Origin of the sequence: Rhodococcus sp. HM1, assembly GCF_023218075.1 — a bacterium.
Classification (GTDB): Bacteria; Actinomycetota; Actinomycetes; order Mycobacteriales; family Mycobacteriaceae; genus Rhodococcus.
On the sequence record NZ_JALPTB010000011.1, the window covers coordinates 78897 to 102731 of the forward strand.

Genomic DNA, 23835 nt, shown 5'->3' on the forward strand with positions numbered 1-23835 from the left:
GGTCGCGCGACGGTGCTCGATGTCCGACCGGTGTGATAGACCGCAGGAGGAACACCGGACGACGTCGAGGAGGACACGCGTGCTGACGCTGCACCGCGCCGAGCGCGCCGACACCCTCGCCGACACCCTCGCCGCACTGCTCGCGACGCCGCCCGCCGATCCGTTCGCGCGGGAGGTCGTGGCTGTCCCCGCCCGCGGCATGGAACGGTGGCTCACCCAGCGGTTGTCCACCGCGCTCGGCACGACCGGTGGTGACGGGGTCGCGGCCAACATCGACTTCCCGTCACCCGCGCGACTCGTCGACGAAGCGCTGTCCGCGGCCTCCGGGACCACCGCCGACGACGATCCCTGGCATCCGTCCCGCGTGCTGTGGGCACTGCTCGCCGTTATCGACGAGTGCGTCGGCGAGCCGTGGTGCGCGGTGCTGTCCCGGCACCTCGGGTACGGCACCGACGACTTCCGCACCGGCCGCCGGTACGCGACCGCCGCGCACCTGGCCGACCTCATGCGCAGCTACGGTGCCCAGCGACCGCAGATGCTCCTGGACTGGGCCGACGGCCGCGACACGGACGGCACCGGCGCGCCGCTCGACGAGCACCTGCTCTGGCAGCCCGAACTGTGGCGCCGCCTGCGCGAGCGCATCGGCAGCGACAGTCCCGCCCAGCGACTCGACGCCGCCTGCGCGCGGCTGCGCGCCGAACCGGACGTCGTCGACCTGCCCGAACGACTGTCGCTGTTCGGACCCACCCGGCTCACGACGGTGCAGCTCGCGGTCCTGTCCGCGCTCGGCGCCGGCCGCGACGTGCACCTGTGGCTGCCGCACCCGAGCCCGGCGATGTGGCAGGCACTCGCCGAGATCCCGCCGCGGCTGCGGCGCGCGGACGACGACAGCGCCCTCGCGGTCCGGCATCCGCTGCTCGCCGCTCTGGCCCGCGACGTCCGCGAGTTCCAGATGCGCCTGAGCGTCCTCGGCGCCGTCGACGTCCACCACTCTTCGGACGAGCCTGCCGGCACGCTGCTCGGCCGGCTGCAGGCCGACATCCGCGCCGGCCGCGCCCCGGTCGCCGGTTCCGCCTCCGCCGACGGCACCGTCCAGATCCACGCGTGCCACGGACCGACCCGGCAGGTCGAGGTGTTGCGCGAATCGCTGCTGCACCTGTTCCGCGACGACCCGACGCTCGAACCGCGCGACGTGATCGTCATGTGCCCCGACGTCGAGACGTACGCCCCGCTGGTCCACGCCGCGTTCGGGCAGGGCGTCGACGGTCATCCGGGTCACGGCCTCCGGGTGCGTGTCGCCGACCGCGCCCTGCGCCGCACCAACCCGGTGCTCGCCGTCGTCGCGACGCTGCTCGACCTCGCCGACGCCCGTGTCACCGCCAGTCAGGTCCTCGACCTGGCCGCGGCGCCGCCGGTGCGCAGGCGGCTCCGCTTCACCGACGACGACCTCGAGCGCCTGCTGGAATGGACCGTGGCGACCGGTGCGCGCTGGGGCCTGGCCAAGGGACAGCGCGCGGCGGTCGGTCTCGCCGACTTCCCGCAGAACACGTTCGGCACCGCACTCGACCGGCTCCTGCTCGGCGTCGCTGCCGACGAGTCGCAGAGCGAATGGCTTTCGCTTGCACTGCCGTTCGACGACGTGGACAGCAACGACATCGACCGCGCCGGGAGATTCGCCGAGTACATCGACCGGCTGCATTCGGTGCTGCACAGCCTCCGTGGTCCCAAACCCGCGACCCGGTGGGCCGCGGACCTGGCCCGTGCCGTCGACCTGCTCACCGATGTCGCCCCGGCCGACGGTTGGCAGCTCACCCAGGCGCACCGCGAACTGGCCGCCGCCGTCGAGCACAGCGGTGACGCGCAGCTGCGTCTGGCCGACGTGCGGGCCATGCTCGCGAGCCGGCTCGCGGGCCGGCCGACGCGGGCGAACTTCCGTACCGGTGAGCTCACCGTCTGCACGATGGTCCCGATGCGGTCGGTGCCGCATCGGGTCGTGGTGCTGCTCGGGCTCGACGACGAGCACTTCCCGCGCGGCACCCACATCGACGGCGACGACGTCACCGCACTCGATCCCGTTGTGGGAGAACGTGATCCGCGCAGCGAGGATCGGCAGTTGCTGCTCGACGCGCTGATGTCCGCCCGCGACCGTGTCCTGCTGTTCCACACCGGCGCCGATCCCGTCACCGGTGCGCACCGGCCGCCCGCCGTGCCGCTGAGCGAACTGCGCGATGTCGTCGCCGTCATGACGGGAAGCGAACCGCACAAGGTGGTGAGGCGGCATCCGTTGCAGCCCTTCGATGCCCGCAACTTCCGCGCCGACGCGCCGTTCAGCTTCGACACCGCTGCCCTCGCGGGGGCGCGGGCCGCGGCGCGACCCGATCCCGAACCACCCCGATCGGTCGGGGCGGCGTGTGCGTCGCTGGCTCCGCGCGGCGCCGACGGCGACGTGGACCTCGCCGAACTCGTCGCCTTCCTCACGCACCCGACCCAGGGTTTCCTGCGGCAGCGACTGGGACTGCGCATCCCCGAACTCGACGAGGACATCGCCGACGCTCTCGACATCGAACTCGACGGCCTGGCCCGCTGGGACCTCGGCGAACGCATGCTCGAGGCACGCCTGGCCGGTGTGGATCCCGCCGACTTCCGCGCCGCCGAATGGCGTCGGGGGACCCTGCCTCCGGCCGCGCTGGGCGAGCAGGTTCTCGCTGACGTCACCCGCACCGTCGAGGAACTCGTCGCGACGTGCGGGCCGGTGCACGCCGGGGCCGCCGGCACCGCCGACGTCGTCGTCGACCTCGGCGACGGCCGCCGCCTCACCGGCACCGTCGGCGGCATCCACGGCACGACGATCGCGCGAAGCACCTTCTCGCGCCTGGCTCCGAAACAGCGCATGACGGCGTGGGTCCACCTGCTCGCCGTCGCCGCGTCCGGCCGGCCCGGCACGTGGCAGGCGGTCACCACCGGCCGCGGTCGCTTCCGCACCCCCGCCTGGCGTTCCACCCTCATCGCGCCCGCTGATGCGCGCGATCAGTTGCTGCGGCTGGTGAGCCTGCGCGATCGCGGACTGCACACGCCGCTGCCGATCACCACCTGTGCCTCCGCCGAATACGCGAACCGGCGGTACCGCGGCGACTCGGTCGAGATGGCCCTCGAATCCGCCGCCAAGGAGTTCGGCGGCGCGTTCGGCGACGGCAAGGACCGGCACCTGACCTACCTGTACGGAACGGGAGTGAGCCTGAACGCGTTGACCACCGCCCCGCCGCTCGACGACGAACGCGCCTGGTACGACGACCCGAGCCGCTTCGGAGTGCTCGCCCGGCGGCTGTGGGAACCGTTGCTGGCCTCGGAAACCCAGGGGAGGCCGTGATGACGGCGCCGACCTCGCCGGCGACGGCGTTCGATCTGCTCGGTCCGCTGCCGCGCGGCACCACGGTGCTCGAGGCCAGCGCCGGCACCGGCAAGACCTACGCGATCGTCGGCCTGGCGACCCGATTCGTCGCCGAGGGCCACGCCGACCTGTCGGACCTGCTGCTCGTGACGTTCAGCCGCGCCGCCACCCAGGAACTGCGCGAACGCACCCGCGAACGGTTCGCGACCGTCGCGGCGGCGCTCGCCGACCCGGACAGCGCGCGGCGCAGCGCCGACGAGCTGATCCGGTATCTCGCCGAGGGCGACGTCGCTGCGCGCCGCACCCGGCTGCGTCAGGCCCTGTCGGATTTCGACTCCACCACCATCGCCACCACCCACGGCTTCTGCCAGCACATGCTCGACGAACTCGGCATCGCCGGGGAACGCGAACCCGACGTGGTGCTCGTCGAGGACGTCGACGACCTGACCACCGAGGTCGTCGCGGATCTGTATCTGCGCACCTACGGCCGGATCCCGAGCCCGCCGATCGGTCTCGCCGAGGCGACCGCCGCCGCCCGCGCCGCGATCTTCGATCCGCAGGCCGATCTCGTCCCGGAGGGCGCCGAGGGCACACCGGCAGGGGAGCGGGTCGCCTTCGCCCGCGCCGTGCGCACCGAGGTCGAACGCCGCAAACGCGCGGCGGGCGTGCGCGACTTCGACGACCAGCTCGCGTTGCTGCACCGGGTACTCGGCGACCCGGACCACGGCGAGGCGGCATGCCGGCGGATCCGGTCGCGGTTCGCGGTGGTGCTCGTCGACGAATTCCAGGACACCGACCCGAAGCAGTGGGAGATCCTGCGCCGCGCCTTCCACGGTCACACCACCCTCGTGCTCGTCGGCGATCCCAAGCAGGCGATCTACGCGTTCCGTGGGGCCGAGGTCCTCAGCTACCTCGAGGCCGTCGCGGTCGCCGACTGTCACCTGGAGCTGACGACCAACTGGCGCAGCGACGGCAACCTGCTCGCGGCGCTGAGGCAGCTGTACGGCGGTGCCGCCCTGGGGGATTCGCGGATCGTCGTGCACCCGGTCGATGCTGCGCGACCGTCCACGCGCCTGACCGGGGCACCCCCGATTCGGTTGCGTTACCTGCCGCGGACCGGTGCCGGACCGTACGGCAGTTCCGGATTCCCCGCGGTCGGTGCGCTGCGGTCCCGGGTCGCGCGCGACGTCGCCGCGGACATCGTCCGCTTGCTCGACAGCGGCGCCGCCATCGATCACGGTCACGGCCCGCGCCGCATCGAACCGGGTGACATCGCGGTGCTGGTGCGCACCCACACCCAGGTGTCGCTGGTGTACGACGCGCTCGTGCGCACCGGCGTGCCGTGCGTGCTGGCCGGGGGTACCAGCGTGTTCGCGACCCCGGCCGCGCAGGACTGGCTGTGGGTGCTGCAGGCGATCGAACAGCCGCACCGATCCGACCGGGTGCGACTGGCCGCGCTGACCCCGCTGCTCGGATATACCGTCGACGACGTCGACACCCGCGGCGACGAGCTTGTCGCCGAGGTCGGCAGCATGCTGCGTGAACTGGCCGCGGTGTTCGCCCGGTCCGGGTTCGCGGCGTTGTTCGAACAGCTCGCGACGCTGAGCCGGCTCGAAGCGCGGCTGCTCGCGACCGTGTCCGGCGAACGTGCCCTGACCGACGTGCGGCACATCGCGCAGTTGCTCGATCGTGTTGCCGCCGAGGAGTTCCTGGGCCCGGCGGCACTGACCCGGTGGCTCGAGGAGCGCATACTGGATCCGCGTCCCGGGAGCACCGACCGCAGCCGCCGCCTCGACAGCGACGCCGCGGCCGTGCAGATCCTCACCGTGCACGGCAGCAAGGGGCTCGAATTCCCGGTCGTGTACGTGCCGTTCGGGTGGGACTCGGCGAAACACCCCAATCCCGATCCGTTGTTGCTGCACGAGGACGGCCGCCGCATCCTCGACGTCGGCGGCGAGGGCAGTCCCGGATACGGGCAGCGCCGCGCCCGGCACGACGAGGAGGCGGCCGGGGAGGAACTGCGGCTGCTGTACGTCGCGCTGACCCGCGCACGCAACCATCTCGCGCTGTGGTGGGCGCCGTCCTTCGGCACCGGGTCGTCGCCGCTGCACCGCATGCTCGCCGGTCGCGTCGACGGCACCGCCGATCTCGTGCCGAACGTGAAGATCCCCGCCGATGCGGTCGTCGCCGAGCAGTTCGCGGCGTGGGCCGAACGATCCGACGGACTGATCGTGACCGAACCGGTCGCGCCCGGCCCGATCGCCGTGCCGACGTGGAGCCCCGAGCGGGATCGTGACGACGCCCTCGCCGCCGCCCGGTTCGACCGGACCCTCGACGAATACTGGCGTCGCACTTCCTATTCGGCGCTGACCGCCTCCGCGCACGAACATCCCGGTGTGGCAAGTGAAGTCGAGACGCCGGACAAGGACGACGAACCGGAGGAGCCGCCGCTGCCGACCGGCGGACCGGAACCGGTGCCGGGCGTGGCCGGCACCGAGTCGCCGATGAACGGGTTGCCCGGCGGCACCGTGTTCGGCACCCTCGTGCACGCCGTCCTCGAGGTCGTGGACACCGCCGCCGCCGACCTCGACGCCGAACTGCTCAATCGATGCCGCGAGGTGATCGTCGCGCAGCACTCGGATGTCGAGCCGGCGGCCCTGGCCGCGGCCCTGACGCCGGTGCTGCACACCCCGCTCGGTGCCCTCGGCACGACCCTCGCCGGGATCGCGCCGTCGGATCGGTTGGCGGAGCTGGACTTCGAACTGCCGCTCGCCGGCGGCGACAATCCGGTCTCCACGATCGTGACGCTCGACGCGGTCGGTGCGCTGCTGCGCCGGCACCTGCCCGCCGACGACCCGATGCGGCCCTACGCGGAGCTGGTGCGGACCCTCGAGCCGATTCCGTTGCGCGGCTACCTCACGGGCAGTATCGACGCGGTGCTGCGGGTGTCCGGTGAGCGGGGCGGTCGTTACGTCATCGTCGACTACAAGACGAACCGACTGGCACCCGACGAGGTGCTGACCACCGAGCACTACACCCGCGACCGGATGGCCGCGGAGATGCTGCGCGCCCACTATCCGATGCAGGCGCTGCTGTATTCGGTTGCGCTGCATCGGTATCTGCGGTGGCGACTGCCCGGCTACGATCCGGCCGTGCACCTCGGGGGAGCGCAGTATCTGTTCGTGCGCGGCATGGTCGGGCCGGACACGCCGGCGGGAGTCGGCGTGTTCGACTGGACGCCCCCGGCTGCCCTCGTCACCGAACTGTCCGACCTGCTCGCCGGAAAGGCCCAACCGTGATCGATGTCCTGGTGGCCCAGCGCGGCAAAGGCGCCCTGCGCGCGTTCAACGAGGCCGGGGTGCTCGCCGCCGCGGACGTCCACGTCGCGCTGCGACTGGCGAGCCTCGGCGCCGAACCCGACGAAGACGTGCACCTGGCCACCGCGCTGGCCGTGCGGGCCGTGCGGTCCGGGTCCGTGTGCCTGGACCTGACCCGGTTGCGGGACGTCGGCGTCGACGAGAACGCCGAGGTGGACCCGGCCACGCTGCCCTGGCCGGACGACGACGCCGTGATCGCGGCTCTGCGGCGCAGCCCCCTGATCACCGGATCCCCGACCGGTCCCCTGCGCCCGCTGCGGCTGGTCGACACCGATGCGGGGCCGCTGCTGTACCTGGACCGCTACTTCCGGCAGGAGCAGACCGTGCGGCGCGCGCTGGACGCGCGATCCCGCGACTACCCGGACGTCGACGAGGCCCTGCTGGTACGGCGGCTCGACGAACTGTTCCGTGACCCGGCCGACCCGTCCCGGCCGTCGTCGGCACCGGACCGTCAGCGGGTGGCCGCCGCGCTCGCCGCCACCCACTGGACCACCGTCATCGCCGGTGGACCCGGCACCGGCAAGACGCACACCGTCGCGCGGATCCTCGCGCTGCTCACCTCGCTGCACGGGCCCGGCGTGCGGATCGGTCTGGCGGCCCCGACCGGCAAGGCCGCGGCACGGCTGCAGGAATCGGTGCGCGACCAGGCCGGGCCGCTCGGGCTCGCACCCGACGTCACCGCCATGACACTGCACCGCATGCTCGGCTGGCAGCGGGGACGCACCCGCTTCCGCTACCACGCCGGCAACCACCTGCCGTTCGACGCGATCGTCGTCGACGAAACCTCCATGGTGTCGCTGACGATGATGAGCTGCCTGCTCGAAGCGGTCCGGCCCGACACCCGGCTCGTGCTCGTCGGCGACCCCGACCAGCTCACGTCCGTCGACGCCGGTGCGGTCCTCGCGGATCTGGTGGCGCGGCCCGTCACCGGCACACCGAACCCCGTGTTCGTGAACATCGCCGCCCGCGACCTGACCGCCGCCGACGATCCGGCCGAAGCCGCCTTCTCGGCCGGCGAACGGGAACGACTGCGCGGCAGCGTGGTTCGCCTCAGCCGCGGCAGAAGGTTCGGTGGGGACATCGCCACACTCGCGGTCGCGGTGCGCGACGGCGACGACGACGAGACGATGCGCATCCTGCTCAGCGGCGTGCCCGAGGTGACCTTCCACGCCCCCGGCGACCTGACCGCCCTGCACGACGACGTGGTCCGGTCCGCCGAGGAGGTCACCGCGGCGGCGGTCGCGGGGGACGCCCACACCGCGCTGGCCCGGTTCGAGACGCACCGGCTGCTGTGCGCGCACCGCGACGGCCCGTACGGCGTGCAGCACTGGGCGCGGCAGGCGATGGAATGGATCGGGGCGTCCTCCGGTCGCAGGCTCGACCCCGATCGCTGGTATCCGGGGCAGCCGCTGATGGTCACCGCGAACGACCACGACCTGCGCATCTACAACGGCGACACCGGGGTCGTGGTGCGCCGTGAGGACGACGCGCTGGTCGCGGCGTTCGCGCGCGGCAAGGACCCGTTCCTGCTGCACCCGAGTCACCTGTCGGCGGTGCAGACGGTGTACGCGATGACGATCCACCGCAGCCAGGGCAGCCAGTACGACACCGTGTCGGTGGTGCTGCCCGACGAGACCTCGTCGCTGCTGACGCGGGAGTTGCTGTACACCGCCATCACCCGCGCCCGGAAACGCGTGCGCATCATCGGCACCGAGGCCGCCGTGCGCGCCGGAGTGGGACGCCAGGTGCTGCGCGCGAGCGGGTTGCGTCGCACTCTCCTCACCGAGAGCTGACCGTCGCGAAGACCTGGCTCACGCCGACGGATTGGGGCGCACGAACCGTTCGTCGATCTCGTCGACCGACCGCGCACCCGTCAACGCCACGGTGAGGTCGAACTCGGCGATCACGTTGCGGATCACCTCCTCGACCCCGCGCTGCCCCGCGAGCGCCAGCCCGTACATGTAGGGCCGGCCGAGCAGCACCGCGTCGGCGCCGAGCGCGAGCGCGACGAATATGTCTGCGCCGCTTCGAATTCCGCTGTCCAGCAGGAGAGTCGGTCCCCGCCCGACCGCGGCCCGGATGTCGAGGAGCGCATCGAGCGAAGCGAGCGAACCGTCGATCTGGCGGCCGCCGTGATTCGACACCACGATCGCGTCCACACCGAGATCGACGGCGCGGCGCGCATCGTCGGGATGCAGAATCCCCTTGAGCACGACCGGCAACCGGGTGCGGTCGCGCAGCGTCGCCAGATGATCCCAGCTCAGGCCCGGATTGGAGTAGATCTCGAGGAACGTTTCCGCGGCGGCACGCGGCACGGGGGAGCGCAGGTTGTCGAGGAACCGGCCCGGATGGTTGCGGGTCATCGCCAGCAGCGTGCGGATCGCACCCAACGTGATGTCGGGCCGCTCCGCGACCGTCTCGCGTGCCGCGTCGATCCGCCGCCGCACGATGTCGCGGAAACGCGGATCGGACGTGTACTGGGCGATGCCCTCGCCACGCGCGAACGGCAGCGAACCGAGATTCAGATCCTGCGGACGCCACCCCAGCACGGTCGTGTCGAGGGTGACGACGACGGCCTCCGCGCCGATCGTCTCGGCCCGGTGCAGCAGGCTGTCGACGAGGTCCTCGTCCGAGCTCCAGTACAGCTGGAACCAGCGCGGTGCGTCGCCCATCGCGGCGGCGCAGTCCTCCATCGGCGTGCAGCCCTGGTTGGAGAAGATGTACGGCACCCCCGTGGCCGCGGCGGCCCGCGCGATCGCCAGGTCGCTGTCGGGGGCCATCAACGCGCCCGCACCGACCGGTGCGAGCAGCAGCGGCGACGACAACGCGGTGTTCACCACCGTGGTGCCGAGGTCGCGTTCGGTGACGCCGTGCGCCATGCGCGGCACGATCGCCCACCGGTCGAACGCGCGCCGGTTGTTGCGCATCGTGCGGCCCTCACCGGCACCTCCCGCGACGTACGCCCAGGCACGCTTCGAACTGGCCCGGCGCGCGGCGCGCTCCAGATCGGCGAAGTTCGTCGGGACGGCCGGGCGGCGGCCGAGCGCCCCGTCGCGGTAGACGACACCCTGACGTTCCCGGCCGGGACCTGCGGCGGGGGAGGCGGCGATTTCGGTCACGGGTTCTCCTCTCGGGGCGCACGCACATCGACGACGGTAACCGCGACCCGCGGCCGGGAATCGGCATTCGGCCGTTTACCGGGACGGCAGCAGCGCGCGCACCGCGTCGATGGTGTCCGCGTCGGCGGCGTCCTTGTCCGGCCGGTACCGCAGCACCCGCGCGAACCGCAGCGCCACCCCGCCGGGATAACGCGGGCTGACCTGCACCCCGTCGAGTTCGATCTCGACGACCAGCTCGGGACGCAGGTAGACGGTGTGCGCGTCGCGGGCACGTTCGCGGCGCGGGAACTCCTCGGTCTGCCAGCGCAGCAGCTCGTCGGTCAGGCCCTTGAACGTCTTGCCGACCATGACCGGTTCGCCGCCGTCGGGGTCGCGGGCGCCCAGGTGCAGGTTCGACAGGTATCCGGTGCGCCGGCCGTAGCCCCACTCGGCGCCGAGTACCACCAGGTCCAGCGTGTGTTCGGGTTTGACCTTGAGCCAGGTGCGGCCACGCCGTCCGGCCGCGTATGGGTCGGTGAGGGACTTGACCATCACACCCTCATGGCCGTCGGCCAGGGCAGCGTCGAAGTGCGCTGCTGCCGCCTCCGGATTGGGCTCGATCAGGGACGGGATCCGGTACGGCGCTGCGACCGTGTCGAGGGCGGCGATCCGGTCCGTGAGCGGGGCGTCGAGCAGATCGGTGCCGTCCAGATGCAGGCAGTCGAAGAAGTACGGGTGCAGCAGCAGGTCGTGGGCGCTCGCCGCGCCGAACCGGCTCATCGTCTCCTGGAACGGGCGCGGTCGTCCGCTGTCGGTCAGCGCCAGGGTTTCGCCGTCGAGCACGACACTCGAACACGGCAGTGCCGCAACCAGTTCGACGAGCTCGGGCACGCTCGACGTGATGTCGCGCAACGTGCGGGTGTAGACGCGGACGTCGTCGCCGTGCCGGTGCACCTGGATGCGGGCGCCGTCCAATTTGTACTCGACGCTCACTACCGGGCCGAGCTGGGTGAGCGCCTCGGCGAGCGACCCGGCGGGGGAGGCGAGCATCGGCCGGACCGGCCGGCCCACCTCGAGCCGGAACACACCCAGCGCCTCCACACCGCCCGCGAGCGCGGCCGCCGCGGTCGCGGGGAGGCGGCCCGACAACATGAACGCGCGGCGCACCGCATCGACCGGTACCGACGAGGCCGCGGCGACGGCGTCGGTCATCACCCCTTCCAGCGCGCCCTGCCGCAGATCGCCGGTGAGCAGGCGGACCAGGAACTGCTGCTCTTCCGCGGTCGCGGCACCGAACAAGGAGGTCAGCAGCATGCGGCGGCGTTCCGTGGAGCCCGCGCCGGTGGTCGCGGCGAGGGTGGTGAAGGTCGCGTCGACGTCACCGACCGACAGGGTCGGCTCGGGTGCCGGGTCGATCTGCAGGCCGGTGAGGGTGCGCCACCCGACGCCGATCCGGCCCTGCCGCACCTCGCCCGACAGCCACGCGACGACCGGTTCCACCTCGTCCGGGTCCAGGTCGGCCAGCAGCTCCCGCAGCAGCGCGACCTTCTCCCGCCGTGAGCGGGTGGCACCCACGGCGTCCGACACGGCGACGATCCGGGACACACGCACAGTCCGACGGTAGCCGCGTCCGGGCGGTGGGGATCGATATTCGATCCGGACGGACGACGGTGCCCTCTCGGGGAGGCGCGGGTTTTCAAAGCGTCGCAGCGGTGGGATCCTCGGAATCGGTGAGGGCGGTGGACTGGTTCGATGCGGACGGTTACACGTGGGGCCGGTTGTTCTTCACGCGGGGACTCGCGGCCCTGTACTTCGTCGCGTTCCTGGTGGCGTTCAACCAGTTCCGGGCGCTGCTCGGGTCCGATGGGCTGCTCCCCATTCCGGACTTCGTGCGGGCGGTGCCGTTCCGGCGGTCGCCGAGCCTGTTCCATTGGCACTATTCGGACCGGTTCTACGCCGCGGTCGCGGCGATCGGGGCGGTGCTCGCCGCCGCCACGATCCTCGGGGTCACGGACCTGCTGCCGCTGCCGTTGACGATGCTCGTGTGGTTCGTCCTGTGGGCGCTGTACCTGTCCATCGTCAACGTCGGGCAGGTGTGGTACTCGTTCGGCTGGGAGTCGTTGCTGCTCGAGGCGGGTGTACTCGCGATCTTCCTGGGCAATACGGAGATCGCGCCGCCGTTCGTCGTGCTGATCCTGTTGCGGTGGCTGCTGTTCCGCCTCGAGTTCGGAGCGGGTCTGATCAAGATGCGCGGCGACCGCTGCTGGCGGGACCTGACGTGCCTGTACTACCACCACGAGACCCAGCCGATGCCCGGCCCGTTCAGCTGGTATTTCCATCGCCTGCCGCGACCGCTGCACAAGGTGGAGGTCCTCGGCAACCACTTCACGCAGCTCGTCGTGCCGTTCGGGTTGTTCCTGCCGCAACCGGTCGCCGGGATCGCCGCCGGGATCATGATCGTCACCCAGTTGTGGCTGGTGGCCAGCGGCAACTTCTCGTGGTTGAACTGGATGGCGATCATCCTCGGGCTGTCCGTGATACCGAATGCGGCCTACGACCTGGTGTTGCCTTTCGGCGCCCCCGGCGGCCACAAGGACACACCAGCGGCCTTCACTGCGGCCGCATTGGCCCTGGCCGCCGTGGTGGTGGTGCTGAGCTACCAGCCGATCCGGAACATGGCGTCGGGCAAGCAGAAGATGAACGCCAGCTTCAACAAGTGGCATTTCGTCAACACCTACGGCGCGTTCGGCAGCGTGACGCGGGTGCGACGCGAGGTCGTCGTCGAAGGCACCTCCGATGCGACGATCGGCCACGACACGGAATGGAAGGAATACGAATTCAAGGGCAAGCCGGGCGACCTGCGGCGCCGACCCCGCCAGTTCGCGCCCTACCATCTGAGGCTGGACTGGCTCATGTGGTTCGCCGGGATCTCCCGGGACTACGCGGCCGCCTGGTTCCCGCAGCTCATGGCGAAACTGCTCAGCAACGACAAGCACGTTCTGAAGCTGCTGCGGCACAACCCGTTCCCGGACGAACCGCCGCGCTTCGTGCGCGCCCGCCTGTACCGGTACCGGTTCACCACCCGCGCGCAGCGGCGTGCGACGGGTGAGTGGTGGGAGCGGAGCCTGATCGGCGAGTTCTTCTACCCGGCCGAGCTCGTCGACCGATGAGTTTTCCCGCGCCGCGGGGTCTGTGTAGGCGACGATGGAAACCCGAGACGAGGAGAAACCGATGCCCGCGATCACCCCGTGGCTGTGGTTCGACATGAACGCGCAGGAAGCAGCCGAGTACTACATCACGGTGTTCCCCAATTCGCGCATTCTGAAGGTCACTCCCTATCCCGAGGACTCACCGGTTCCGGCGGGCACCGCCCTGACCGTCGAGTTCGAACTCGACGGCACCCGGTTCGGCGGGCTCAACGGTGGTCCCCAGTTCCGGTTCAACGAGGCCGTGTCGTTCGCGATCGACTGCGCCGACCAGGACGAGGTGGACCACTATTGGGACGCCCTCACCGCCGACGGCGGCGAGGAATCGCAGTGCGGATGGCTGAAGGACAGGTTCGGGGTGTCCTGGCAGGTGGTGCCGCGCAGGCTCGGGGAACTGATGTCCGACCCGGATCTGGGAGTCGTGCAGCGGGTCAGCGACGCGCTGATGAAGATGCACAAGATCGAGGTGCCGGTGCTCGAGGAGGCGGCGCGCGTCTGAACGTGCCGGGTGTCATCCGGGCCGGGTGTCGTGCGGGAGGACGGGAAACGGGGGCGAGCGGATGGACTCCGACGAGGTGTGGGACGCGATCGACGACCAACGTCGACGCACGGCCGACCTGCTCGAACAGCTCACCGACGACGAATGGTCGCACCCGTCGTTGTGCGAGGGCTGGACCGTGCGCGACGTCGCCGCCCACCTGACGCTGCAGCAGATCACGCTCGGTCAGGCGATCCGGATGGCGCTGCGGCATCCCGGCAGCGTCAACACGACGATCCGCGAGGCCGCCCGCAGCCGCGCCGCGTCACCGCCCGAACGGCTGGTCGCGGACATCCGGGCCATGATCGGCTCGCGCCGGCACAACATCGGCCTCACCGAGCTCGAGACACTGATCGACATCCTCGTCCACAGCCAGGACATCGCGGTGCCGCTGCAGCGGGACCTCCCGATACCGACCGCGGCGGCGGCCACCGCGGCGGATCGGGTCCGGTCCTCGCGTGGAACGAGCAAGAGCCGGGTCTTCGCGTCCGTTCCGCTCGACGGATTCCGCTTCACCGCAACCGATGCCGACTGGTCGGTCGGGGAGGGTCCTGAGGTGCGCGGACCGATCTCCGCGATTCTGCTGCTGCTCACCGGCCGGCGCGCGGCGCTGTCGCGTCTGAGCGGGGAGGGGGCAGAGGCGTTGCGTGGGCAGTCGATGCCTTCCTGAGGGCCTTCCCGGGTGTGCGAAACCCCATCGCGTCGCTCACTGCGAATCGAGCGGCCCGGCCGGTACGTTGCGCTTCATGACCACGCGCGCTCAGCGGCTCGACGAACTGCCGTTCACCCGCAGACACACCAAGCTGGTGCTCGGCTCCGGCATCGGCTGGGCGCTCGACGCGATGGACGTCGGGCTCATCTCGTTCGTGATGGCCGCGCTCGCCGTGCAATGGAACCTCAGCAGCACCCAGCTCTCGTGGATCGGCTCGATCGGGTTCGTCGGCATGGCCGTCGGGGCGGCGCTCGGCGGGCTGCTCGCCGACCGCATCGGACGCCGGCAGGTGTTCGCGACCACGCTGCTCGTCTACGGCCTGGCGACCGGTGCGTCGGCGCTGGCCGGATCGGTCGCGGTGCTGCTGGTGCTGCGGTTCGTCGTCGGACTCGGATTGGGGGCGGAACTTCCGGTCGCATCGACGCTGGTCAGCGAGTACGCGCCGCGCAAGGTGCGGGGTCGCGTGGTGGTGGCGCTCGAAGCGTTCTGGGCGGTCGGCTGGATCATGGCCGCGCTGATCGGCTACTTCGTCGTGCCGATCAACGACGACGGCTGGCGCTGGGCACTGCTCGCCGGTGTCGTCCCGACGTTGTACGCCGTCGTGGTGCGGTTGGGCCTTCCCGAATCGGTGCGGTTCCTCGAGCGGAAGGGTCGATTCGCCGAGGCCGAATCCGCGGTACGGGCATTCGAGCGGTCGGCGGGCGTCGCCGTCGCCACGCCCCCGATCGACGAACCGGTTGTGGAGCCGACACCCGTCGTCGCGGAATCCATCTGGTCCCCGCGGTTGCGGGCGCGCACCGCGGCACTGTGGATCGTGTGGTTCGGCATCAACCTGTCGTACTACGGCGCGTTCATCTGGCTGCCCAGCCTGCTCGTCAATCAGGGCTTCGACCTGGTCAAGTCGTTCGAATACACCCTGATCATCACGCTCGCGCAGCTACCCGGCTACGCGGTCGCGGCCTGGCTGATCGAAGTGTGGGGCCGCCGCGCGACCCTCGCGACGTTCCTCGTCGGCTCGGCGGTCGCGGCGGGACTGTTCGGGCTCGCGGACACTCCGACCACGATCGTCGCGGCGGGAATGATGCTGTCGTTCTTCAACCTCGGCGCGTGGGGCGCGTTGTATGCGATCGGGCCGGAGCTGTATCCGACGTCGGTGCGCGGGGCCGGCACCGGCGCCGCCGCGGCGTTCGGCCGGATCGCGTCGATCCTCGCGCCGCTCATGGTGCCGTGGCTGCTGCACGGCGGGAACGGGCTCGTGTTCGGGGTGTTCGCGGCCGCGTTCGCCGTCGCCGCGGTCGCGGCCTACACCCTGCCGGAGCGGGCGGGGACCGTGCTCGACGCCTGACCGTCGGCGGTGTGCGCTCCGCGTCCGAGCGAATGTATCGCTCGTCTCCTTCGATCGATCGAATGTACCGCTCGCTCGGAAAAGGTAGGGGGACGCGGCGACGTCAGTTGTCGACGAACACGATGTCGAGCGCGGCGATCTCCTCGGGATCGACCACCACGTCGATCGCTGCGACCCGGCCGTCGTCGATGGTGAAGACGAACACGGACCGCGGGATGCCGCCGGGTGCCCAGGCCGCGCCGGGCATGCCGTCGACGAGGACGGTCTGCGCCTTCCGGGCGCGTCCGGAGAACGCGGTGGCCACCGCCTTGGCCCCGACCAGTTCGCGTTCGAGCAGGGGCGCCCCGGCCGCGGCGGCGTGGTGCGCGGCGGCGACCGCGGCGTCGTCGGCGTGCAGGCGCACCTCGGGGTCGAGCAGCGTCAGCAGGTCGTCGAACCGGCCTTCCCGGGACGCGGCGAGGAACGCGTCGACGACCTGCCGCCGGCGCGACAGGTCCGATGGGGTGAGGGTCGCGCCCTGCACCCGGCGTCGCGCGCGGCTGGCGAGCTGCCGGGTCGCGGCAGGGGCGCGGTCGACGATGGGGGCGATCTCGTCGAACGGCACACCGAACATGTCGTGCAGCACGAACGCGAGCCGTTCCGCCGGGCCGAGGGTGTCGAGGACGACGAGCATCGCGACTCCGACGGAATCGGCAAGAACCGCTTCGTGTTCCGGCCCGGTCGCAGGCTGGGGGAGTGCGGGCGCCCGGGGGTGATCGGGATCGTCGAGGGAGACCTCGGATCGTGATCGGCGGGCCCGCAGCTGATCCAGGCATACACGGCTCACGACGGTGGTCAGCCAGCCGGCGAGGTTGGCGACTTCACTGGTGTCGGAACGGCTCAGCCGCAGCCACGTTTCCTGCAGTGCGTCGTCGGCGTCCGCCCCCGACCCCAGCATGCGGAAGGCGACGGACCACAGGTGTGTTCGGTGGGTCTCGAACTGCCGCGCCAGGAAATCCTCGTCGCTCATCTGTCACATCCTTCCGCCCTGTTCCGTCGATGTGGTGACGAACCGGAACGACCCGATGTGACAAGGAGCGAACCGATGCAGGCTCGAATGAAGAATCCGGTGATGGTCCTGCCCGCGGCGATGCAGGCGATCCACGCGCTCGGACAGTCCACCGACGACGTCGACATTCCCGTGAAGACGTTGCATCTGATGCATCTGCGGGCCAGTCAGATCAACGGCTGCGGCGTGTGTGTCGATCTGCACCCGCGGCTTGCGATGAAGGACGGCGAGACGGCCGAGCGGCTGTTCGCGGTGGCCGCCTGGCGCGAATCCCCGTACTTCACCGACGAGGAACGCGCGGCGCTGGCGCTGACCGAGGCGGTCACCCGGCTCGCGGACCGGCCGGACCCGGTTCCCGACGAGGTGTGGGACGCGGCCGCCGATCTCTACACCGAGGAGCAGCTCGCGGCGCTGATCGTGCAGATCGCGACGATCAACGTCTGGAATCGGATCAATGCCTCGGTGAAGCAGGTGGCGGGAGCGGCAGTGCTGTGAGGGACGGTTGCCGGCCCTCGACATAATCTGGAATAATTCCAAATTATGAACGTCCAGAGGAACTCGGTCACGATCCGCCCCCTGGTCCTCGGCGGGTTGCGACCCCTGTACCGGCAGATGCGTCACAACCGCGTGCGGACCGTCCGTTTCGAGCACGACGCCGACGTCGCGCGCTTCGACGTCTGCCTGACCGACGGGCACGCGGGCGCGGCACTCGAGATCCGCTCGCCCCGGCTTCCGGGACCGCTCACGCTCGCGCTCGGCACCAACTTCCGGGCCGAACCCGCGCTCGACCCCGACGTCTGCCGGGCCCTGTGCGCGGTGCTGAAGCCCGGAGAACCCGCCTCGGCGGCCACCGTCGTGCGGTTCCTGCAGGACGTGGTCGCGCAGGCACCCGCGGTGCTCTCCCGCACCGAGCCGTGCGCGGCCTGCGCCTGACGGCCGCAGACGAAACAACGCATCCGCGAACCGAAACGGTCCGCGGATGCGTTGGGGTGCAACCGATCAGAGGCCGGGGCGCTTACCGATCGTCAGCGTGACCTCGCCGGTACCGGCGAAGAAGTCGTTGCCCTTGTCGTCGACGACGATGAAGGCCGGGAAGTCCTCGACCTCGATCTTCCAGACCGCCTCCATGCCGAGTTCCTCGTACTCGACGACCTCGACGCTCTTGATGCAGTCCAGCGCCAGGCGGGCGGCCGGGCCGCCGATCGAGCCGAGGTAGAAGCCGCCGTGCTTCTCGCACGCGTCGGTGACCTGCTTGGAGCGGTTGCCCTTCGCGAGCATCACCATCGAGCCACCCGCGGCCTGGAACTGCTCGACGTACGAGTCCATGCGACCCGCCGTGGTCGGGCCGAACGAGCCGGACGCCAGGCCGTCGGGGGTCTTGGCCGGACCCGCGTAGTAGACCGGGTGGTCGCGCAGGTACTGCGGCATCTCCTCGCCGGCGTCGAGCCGTTCCTTGATCTTGGCGTGCGCGATGTCGCGGGCGACGACCAGCGGTCCGGTCAGCGACAGCCGGGTCTTGACCGGGTGCTTGGACAGCTCGGCCAGGATCTCCGGCATCGGCCGGGTCAGATCGATCTTGACGGCGGCACCCTTGCCGGTGCCGGACACGCCGTCGGTCTCGGCATCGAGGCGCTCGTCGGTGATCTCCGGCAGGAACCGGCCCGGGTTGAATTCGAGCTGCTCGAGGAACACGCCCTCGGGGGTGATCTTCGCCTTCGCCTGGCGGTCCGCCGAGCAGGACACGGCGATCGCGACGGGCAGCGACGCGCCGTGGCGGGGGAGGCGGATCACGCGGACGTCGTGGCAGAAGTACTTGCCGCCGAACTGCGCGCCGATGCCGATCTTCTGGGTGAGCTCGAAGACCTTCTTCTCGAGCTCGTGGTCGCGGAAGCCGCGGCCGGTGATCGCGCCCTCGGTGGGCAGCTCGTCCAGGTAGTGCGCCGAGGCGTACTTCGCGGTCTTGAGCGCGAACTCGGCGGACGTGCCACCGACGACGATCGCGAGGTGGTACGGCGGGCACGCGGCGGTGCCGAGCGAGCGGATCTTGGCCTCGAGGAACTGCATCATCGAGTCCGGATTCAGGATGGCCTTCGTCTCCTGGTACAGGTACGACTTGTTGGCCGATCCGCCGCCCTTGGCCATGAACAGGAACTTGTAGGAGTTCTCGTGGCCCTTCGCGGTGTCCGCGTACAGCTCGATCTGGGCGGGCAGGTTGTTGCCCGTGTTCTTCTCGTCCCACATGGTCAGGGGAGCGTTCTGCGAGTAGCGCAGGTTCAGCTTCGTGTACGCGTCGTACACGCCGCGCGCGATCGACTCCTCGTCGTCGCCGGGGGTGAGCACGTGCTGGCCGCGCTTGCCCATGACGATGGCGGTGCCGGTGTCCTGGCACATCGGGAGCACGCCGGCCGCGGCGATGTTCGCGTTCTTCAGGAGATCCAGGGCCACGAACTTGTCGTTGTTCGACGCTTCCGGGTCCTCGAGGATGCTGGCGAGCTGCTTCAGGTGATCCGTGCGCAGGTAGTGGGAAATATCGTGCAGCGCGGTCTCGGTGAGCAGGCGGAGAGCCTCGGGTTCGACCTTCAGGAAGGTGCGGCCGTCGGGTCCTTCGACGGTGGACACCCCCTCACTGGTCAGCAGCCGGTATTCGGTGGGGTCTTCCCCGATGGGCAGCAGGTCCTCGTAGAGGAAGTCGGCCATGATTTCTCCTGGAGAGGGGCTGGGTTCGGCTAACAGGCTAGCGGCGACGACGCAAGACCTTGACAACGGGGCGTGTGACCCAGACGATTCCCGATCGCGAAGTGACGTGCGTCACCTGCGGTTTTCCGGCTCTCGGTGACGGGTGGTACCCCGTTGCAGTGATGTGCGTCATGCCGCGACGGGCCCGCGATCCGTACACTGGAGGGGATGCTTCTCGCGAATATGCCCGGCGGAGTCGCCGCGGGTCTCGTACGCCTCCACCGCGCTCACGCGTGGCTCGACGTTCTCGTCGTCGTCGCCGTGCTCGTCGCCACCAACATGGTGGCCCACTTCACCACCGTGTGGGCGTCCATCGCGACCGTGCCCATCGCCGCGCTCGTGCTCGTCGCGATGATGCGGCACCGCGGAATGCGCTGGTCGGAACTCGGACTGTCGCCCCGGCACTGGAAGCGCGGGACGCTCTACTCGCTCGGGGCCATCGGGCTCGTCGTCGGCGTCGTCGCCGTCGGTATCGCGCTGCCGTTCACCCGGCAGTTCTTCCTGTCCGAGCGGTACGCGACCATCTCCGGTGCCCTCGTCGCATCGATGATCGTGATTCCGCTGCAGACGGTGATCCCGGAAGAACTCGCCTTCCGCGGCGTCCTGCACGGCGCGCTCGAACGCGCGTGGGGCGCCCGCGGCGTCTTCGCCGCCGGCTCGCTGCTGTTCGGCCTGTGGCACATCGCGTCGTCGCTCGGCCTCACCTCCGGGAACGCGGGCCTGAGCGCAGTGCTCGGCGGTGGCGTGTGGGGGCAGGTCCTCGGCATCGCGGGCGCCGTCGTCGCGACCGCGGCCGCCGGATTCGTCTTCACCTGGCTGCGTCGTCGCAGCGGCAGCATCCTCGCCCCGATCGCGCTGCACTGGTCGCTCAACGGCGTCGGTGCGCTCGCGGCCGCGCTGGTGTGGCACGTGACCGTGGCCTGATCGGCACCGAAGTCTCCCGCATTCGCCGATAATTTCTCTTCAGGACTGTGTCCGGACGGGGTCACCGGCTCCGACGTATCCGATGCAGCGCCCATCCGGGGTGCCACGGAGGAGGAACGGCCATGAAATTCATGATCCAGAGTTACGGGACCCAGCAGGACTACGACGGCATGGCGGGCAAGAGCACGGGGACGCCCGCATGGTCGCAGGAGGACTTCGCGGCCATGGCCGAGTTCATGACCAAGTTCAACGCCGAACTCAAGGCCTCCGGCGAACTCGTCGAGACCCGGGGACTGGCCGCGCCCGTCCACACCCGGCGCGTCGGGCCCGGCGCGCTCGTGACCGACGGGCCGTACGCCGAGTCCGAGGAAGTGCTCGCCGGTTACTGGATCGTCGAGTGCGACAGCTTCGACCGCGCCACCGAGATCGCGCTCCGGCTCGCCGAGTGCCCGGCGCCGCCGCATGTCCGTGCCGCCGCCTACGCCGACGTCCGTCCCATCGACGAAGGCGTGCCCCCGGAACCCGAACCGTAGACATGCACGACACCGCGCTCGAGGACGTGCTGCGCAACGAAGCACCGCGCGTCCTCGGTGCGGTCGTCCGGCGTTACGGGCGCTTCGACCTGGCCGAGGACGCGGTGCAGGAAGCGCTGCTGGCGGCCGCGACCGGATGGCCGCGCTCGGGGCTTCCGGACGATCCGGGGGCGTGGCTCGTCACCGTCGCATCACGACGGTTGACCGACCTGCTGCGCAGCGAGCAGGCGCGGCGGCGCCGCGAGGATGTCGTCACGCAATGGACACCGTCCGATCGATGGCGAGCACCCGCGGCGGATGCGGACGTCCCCTCCGACGACACGCTCGTGCTGCTGTTCCTGTGCTGCCACCCGTCGCTGACGCCCGCATCCCAGGTCGCGCTCGCGTTGCGGGCCGTCGGCGGCCTGACCACCGCGGAGATCGCGCGGGCGTTCCTGACCTCCGAGGACACGATGGCCCGCCGGATCAGCCGCGCGAAGAAACGTATCGAGGACAGCGGCGAGCCGTTCCGGATGCCCGCGGCCGACGGATACGCCGAGCGACTCGCAGCGGTGCTGCACGTGCTGTACCTGATCTTCACGGAGGGCTACGCCGCGACCTCGGGCACGGACCTCGTCCGCCACGACCTGTCGTCGGAGGCGATCCGGCTGGCCCGCATCGTCCACAGGGTGCTCCCGTCCGACCCCGAGGTGGCGGGACTGCTGGCATTGATGCTTCTGACGGACGCGCGGCGCGGCGCGCGGGTGTCCGCCGACGGAGCGTTGATCCCGCTGGACGCGCAGGACCGCTCGCTGTGGGATCGCGACGCCGTCGCCGAGGGCACGGCACTGGTTGCCGGGGCACTTCGTTCTGGGGCACTTCGCCGCCGCGAAGCCGGCCCGTACCAGCTCCAGGCCGCGATCGCCGCGGTGCACGATCGTGCGTCTCGTGCGGAGGAGACGGACTGGCCGCAGATCGTGCGGCTCTACGAACTGCTGCTGCGGATGTCGGACAACCCCGTCGTCGCGCTCAATCACGCCGTCGCCGTCGCGATGGCACGCGGTCCCGAGGATGGGCTCGACCTCCTCGCGCGGCTCGCTGCTGACGACCGTGTCGCGGACGGCCGGCGGTTCCATGCGGTGCGGGCGCATCTGCTCGAGATGCTGGGCGACGAGGCGGCAGCCCGGGCGGAATACGGCGAGGCCGCGCGACGCGCCACGAGCCTGCCCCAGCAGCGGTATCTGTACGCGCGAGCCGAACGTCTCGGCTGATGGCTCTCGCGGTGTGCCTGCTCTTCGACAGGGAAACCGAACGCGCGTTGCGCCGCCTGTGGGACAGGCTCGAGGACCTCGACATTCCCACGCTGCTCACGCACACCCACCGCCGTCACGTCCCGCACCTGTCCTATGCGGTGCTGCGGACCTTCGTCGTCGACGAGGTCGCGGCCGCTGTCGAGACGCTGGCGGACGGAGGTCCCATGGTCCTGCACTTCGACGCGCTCGGCACCTTCCGGCGCGGGCGCATTTGGCTGGCGCCGGCACCCACCGCAGACCTGCTCCAGCGGCAGCGCCGCGTCGTCGACGCGGTCGTCGCCACCGGTGCGGACCTGCACAAGCACTACCGTCCCGACGTCTGGATGCCCCACTGCACGCTGAGTCCGCGCACACGGTTGACCGACCTGCCGCGACTTGCCGCCGCGATCTACGACGTGCTGCCCGTCGCCGCGGTCGTGGATGCGGCGGCACTCGTCGACAGCAGGACAGGGGAGCGCTATGCGCTCCGGATCATTCCGTGAGATCCGGTTGTCGAGAATTCAGTCTTCCGGGTTCTCCACCCATCGCCCGTACGGGGGCGGGCCCTCGCTCTGGATCTGCACACCGAACACGTGCGAGTGCTTCCACACGTAGCCGTGCAGAACGTGCTCCTCGGACGTCGTCGTATTGACGACGACGATGTCGCCGCTCGGTCGTTCCTCGAGGACGAAACCGTTGTTGCGTCCGTCCAGAACCCACCACTTTGCAGTGCTCATGATCGGTGTCCTCCGGATCCGGTTTCACGATGATGGGGCCGTTTCGACGTTACCGCGCGGCGGCGCGACACGAGAGCGGTTCGGTGCCGACCGGTTCACTTGCCGAGCAGCACATGGGCGGTCGCGTCGTCGGCGGGATAGAACGCCTCGATCGCCAGTTCCGACACCGTCACATCGAGCGGGGTTCCGAACAGTGTGGTGGTACTCAGCAGCGACAACTCGACGTCGCCGACCCGCAACCGCAGCGGTACCACGAGCGCTGCGCTGTCACCGGCGTCCGCGTGCCCGGCCTCCGCGGTCCCGTCCCCGGGGTAGCCCTCGAGTTCGGCGTGCAGGCGCATCAGCTCGGGGTCGCCGGTCGCCCCGATCTGGTGCCGCAGTCGTGCCAGCAGATGCGCCCGCCATTGGCCCAGATTCGAGATCAGCGGGGCGAGCCCCTCGGGATGCAGCGTCAACCGCAGCACGTTCACCGGGGGCTCGACGAGGGCCGGTGCGCAGGCTGCGAGGAGTCCGGTGACGGCGTCGTTCGCGTCGATCATCGTCCAGTGCCGATCCACCACCAGCGCCGGAAACGGCATGTGCGACGTCAGGATCCGGCCGATCGCGTCGGCCACGGCGGCCATCGGCACGTCGCCGAGCCGATGCTCCGGATACGCCGGGGCCAGACCCGCTGCGAGCAACAGCGCGTTGCGTTCCCGCAGCGGAATATCCAGATGTTCGCCGAGTGCGAGCAGCATCCTGCGGGACGGCTTCGACCGGCCGGTCTCGACGAAACTGAGGTGCCGCGCCGACACCCCCGCGAGGTTGGCGAGGGCGAGCTGGCTCAGCCCGCGACGTTCCCGCCAGTGCCGCAGCAGCGCGCCGGCCGATTCCTGCTGCACGGTTGTCATGTATTCGACGGTAGGGGAGGCCGGGAAGGGCT

The 23835-nt window shown here is 70.6% G+C and carries 19 protein-coding genes; 13 read left to right on the top strand and 6 right to left on the bottom strand.

Going from position 1 to position 23835, the window contains the following annotated elements; genetic code table 11:
• Nucleotides 1-79: 79 nt before the first annotated feature.
• The 3 genes from recC to recD are packed head-to-tail and all read left to right on the top strand — an operon-like array spanning nucleotide 80 to nucleotide 8558.
• A complete protein-coding gene (gene recC / locus M1M07_RS08700) occupies nucleotides 80-3367 on the top strand; it encodes an exodeoxyribonuclease V subunit gamma (RefSeq protein ID WP_248673879.1) in 3288 nt (1095 codons plus the stop codon).
• On the top strand, nucleotides 3367-6687 hold the full coding sequence (locus tag M1M07_RS08705; RefSeq protein ID WP_248673880.1) for a UvrD-helicase domain-containing protein: 3321 nt from the start codon (nucleotides 3367-3369) through the stop codon (nucleotides 6685-6687). The genes recC and M1M07_RS08705 overlap by 1 nt, the downstream gene beginning before the upstream one ends.
• A complete protein-coding gene (gene recD, locus M1M07_RS08710; RefSeq protein WP_248673881.1) occupies nucleotides 6684-8558 on the top strand; it encodes an exodeoxyribonuclease V subunit alpha in 1875 nt (624 codons plus the stop codon). Before M1M07_RS08705 ends, recD begins: the two co-directional genes overlap by 4 nt.
• Nucleotides 8559-8576: 18 nt before the next feature.
• Here recD and M1M07_RS08715 read toward each other — a convergent pair whose 3' ends face one another.
• Together M1M07_RS08715 and M1M07_RS08720 are read right to left on the bottom strand one after the other, a co-directional pair.
• On the bottom strand, nucleotides 8577-9884 hold the full coding sequence (locus M1M07_RS08715) for an alpha-hydroxy-acid oxidizing protein (RefSeq protein ID WP_248673882.1): 1308 nt from the start codon (nucleotides 9882-9884) through the stop codon (nucleotides 8577-8579).
• 75 nt (nucleotides 9885-9959) lie between these two features.
• Nucleotides 9960-11474, bottom strand: a complete 1515-nt coding sequence (locus M1M07_RS08720) for an ATP-dependent DNA ligase (protein ID WP_248673883.1) — start codon at nucleotides 11472-11474, stop codon at nucleotides 9960-9962.
• A gap of 128 nt (nucleotides 11475-11602) precedes the next feature.
• On the opposite strand from M1M07_RS08720, the gene M1M07_RS08725 reads away from it, so the two are divergent.
• The 4 genes from M1M07_RS08725 (at nucleotide 11603) to M1M07_RS08740 (ending at nucleotide 15664) form a co-directional block, all read left to right on the top strand.
• Entirely contained in the window at nucleotides 11603-13033 is a 1431-nt protein-coding gene (locus M1M07_RS08725; protein WP_248673901.1) for a lipase maturation factor family protein, read from the top strand.
• 61 nt (nucleotides 13034-13094) lie between these two features.
• A complete protein-coding gene (locus M1M07_RS08730; RefSeq protein WP_248673884.1) occupies nucleotides 13095-13568 on the top strand; it encodes a VOC family protein in 474 nt (157 codons plus the stop codon).
• Nucleotides 13569-13629: 61 nt separating this feature from the next.
• Complete coding sequence (locus M1M07_RS08735) at nucleotides 13630-14277, top strand: maleylpyruvate isomerase family mycothiol-dependent enzyme (protein WP_248673885.1); 648 nt, start codon at nucleotides 13630-13632, stop codon at nucleotides 14275-14277.
• A 76-nt stretch (nucleotides 14278-14353) separates the two neighbouring features.
• The gene (locus M1M07_RS08740) at nucleotides 14354-15664 is read left to right on the top strand and encodes an MFS transporter (protein WP_248673886.1); all 1311 of its coding nucleotides are present in this window, start codon (nucleotides 14354-14356) and stop codon (nucleotides 15662-15664) included.
• Nucleotides 15665-15767: 103 nt separating this feature from the next.
• On the opposite strand, the gene M1M07_RS08745 is transcribed toward M1M07_RS08740, so the two are convergent.
• Entirely contained in the window at nucleotides 15768-16673 is a 906-nt protein-coding gene (locus M1M07_RS08745) for a sigma-70 family RNA polymerase sigma factor (protein ID WP_248673887.1), read from the bottom strand.
• Between the two features lie 75 nt (nucleotides 16674-16748).
• Here M1M07_RS08745 and M1M07_RS08750 point away from each other — a divergent pair, with 75 nt between their 5' ends.
• Both M1M07_RS08750 and M1M07_RS08755 read left to right on the top strand, forming a co-directional pair.
• Nucleotides 16749-17207: a carboxymuconolactone decarboxylase family protein gene (locus M1M07_RS08750; RefSeq protein ID WP_248673888.1), complete on the top strand. Its 459-nt coding sequence runs from the start codon at nucleotides 16749-16751 to the stop codon at nucleotides 17205-17207.
• Between the two features lie 45 nt (nucleotides 17208-17252).
• The gene (locus tag M1M07_RS08755) at nucleotides 17253-17645 is read left to right on the top strand and encodes a hypothetical protein (RefSeq protein ID WP_197253911.1); all 393 of its coding nucleotides are present in this window, start codon (nucleotides 17253-17255) and stop codon (nucleotides 17643-17645) included.
• Nucleotides 17646-17711: 66 nt separating this feature from the next.
• Here the strand turns inward: M1M07_RS08755 and M1M07_RS08760 are convergent, their stop codons facing one another.
• On the bottom strand, nucleotides 17712-19409 hold the full coding sequence (locus tag M1M07_RS08760; protein WP_197253909.1) for a fumarate hydratase: 1698 nt from the start codon (nucleotides 19407-19409) through the stop codon (nucleotides 17712-17714).
• Nucleotides 19410-19616: 207 nt separating this feature from the next.
• Here M1M07_RS08760 and M1M07_RS08765 point away from each other — a divergent pair, with 207 nt between their 5' ends.
• From M1M07_RS08765 to M1M07_RS08780, 4 genes are all read left to right on the top strand, one after another.
• Nucleotides 19617-20372 (top strand): CPBP family intramembrane glutamic endopeptidase, encoded by a 756-nt coding sequence (locus tag M1M07_RS08765; protein WP_197253907.1) that lies wholly within the window; start codon nucleotides 19617-19619, stop codon nucleotides 20370-20372.
• A gap of 122 nt (nucleotides 20373-20494) precedes the next feature.
• Nucleotides 20495-20905: a YciI family protein gene (locus M1M07_RS08770; protein ID WP_248673889.1), complete on the top strand. Its 411-nt coding sequence runs from the start codon at nucleotides 20495-20497 to the stop codon at nucleotides 20903-20905.
• A gap of 2 nt (nucleotides 20906-20907) precedes the next feature.
• Nucleotides 20908-22155 (top strand): RNA polymerase sigma factor, encoded by a 1248-nt coding sequence (locus M1M07_RS08775; protein WP_197253904.1) that lies wholly within the window; start codon nucleotides 20908-20910, stop codon nucleotides 22153-22155.
• A complete protein-coding gene (locus M1M07_RS08780; protein ID WP_248673890.1) occupies nucleotides 22155-22679 on the top strand; it encodes a 2'-5' RNA ligase family protein in 525 nt (174 codons plus the stop codon). The genes M1M07_RS08775 and M1M07_RS08780 overlap by 1 nt, the downstream gene beginning before the upstream one ends.
• Nucleotides 22680-22697: 18 nt before the next feature.
• On the opposite strand, the gene M1M07_RS08785 is transcribed toward M1M07_RS08780, so the two are convergent.
• Together M1M07_RS08785 and M1M07_RS08790 are read right to left on the bottom strand one after the other, a co-directional pair.
• Nucleotides 22698-22913, bottom strand: coding sequence for a maltose regulon activator MalT (locus M1M07_RS08785; protein WP_197253903.1), 216 nt, complete (start codon nucleotides 22911-22913; stop codon nucleotides 22698-22700).
• Nucleotides 22914-23008: 95 nt separating this feature from the next.
• On the bottom strand, nucleotides 23009-23803 hold the full coding sequence (locus M1M07_RS08790) for a helix-turn-helix domain-containing protein (protein WP_248673891.1): 795 nt from the start codon (nucleotides 23801-23803) through the stop codon (nucleotides 23009-23011).
• Nucleotides 23804-23835 lie beyond the last annotated feature (32 nt).

Coding starts and splice junctions, on each gene's coding strand:
- M1M07_RS08705 (WP_248673880.1), top strand. CDS start 3,367: ATGACGGCGCCGACCTCGCCGGCGACGGCGTTCGATCTGCTCGGTCCG.
- M1M07_RS08730 (WP_248673884.1), top strand. CDS start 13,095: ATGCCCGCGATCACCCCGTGGCTGTGGTTCGACATGAACGCGCAGGAA.
- M1M07_RS08735 (WP_248673885.1), top strand. CDS start 13,630: ATGGACTCCGACGAGGTGTGGGACGCGATCGACGACCAACGTCGACGC.
- M1M07_RS08740 (WP_248673886.1), top strand. CDS start 14,354: ATGACCACGCGCGCTCAGCGGCTCGACGAACTGCCGTTCACCCGCAGA.
- M1M07_RS08745 (WP_248673887.1), bottom strand. CDS start 16,673: ATGAGCGACGAGGATTTCCTGGCGCGGCAGTTCGAGACCCACCGAACA.
- M1M07_RS08750 (WP_248673888.1), top strand. CDS start 16,749: ATGCAGGCTCGAATGAAGAATCCGGTGATGGTCCTGCCCGCGGCGATG.
- M1M07_RS08755 (WP_197253911.1), top strand. CDS start 17,253: ATGAACGTCCAGAGGAACTCGGTCACGATCCGCCCCCTGGTCCTCGGC.
- M1M07_RS08760 (WP_197253909.1), bottom strand. CDS start 19,409: ATGGCCGACTTCCTCTACGAGGACCTGCTGCCCATCGGGGAAGACCCC.
- M1M07_RS08765 (WP_197253907.1), top strand. CDS start 19,617: ATGCTTCTCGCGAATATGCCCGGCGGAGTCGCCGCGGGTCTCGTACGC.
- M1M07_RS08770 (WP_248673889.1), top strand. CDS start 20,495: ATGAAATTCATGATCCAGAGTTACGGGACCCAGCAGGACTACGACGGC.
- M1M07_RS08775 (WP_197253904.1), top strand. CDS start 20,908: ATGCACGACACCGCGCTCGAGGACGTGCTGCGCAACGAAGCACCGCGC.
- M1M07_RS08780 (WP_248673890.1), top strand. CDS start 22,155: ATGGCTCTCGCGGTGTGCCTGCTCTTCGACAGGGAAACCGAACGCGCG.
- M1M07_RS08785 (WP_197253903.1), bottom strand. CDS start 22,913: ATGAGCACTGCAAAGTGGTGGGTTCTGGACGGACGCAACAACGGTTTC.
- M1M07_RS08790 (WP_248673891.1), bottom strand. CDS start 23,803: ATGACAACCGTGCAGCAGGAATCGGCCGGCGCGCTGCTGCGGCACTGG.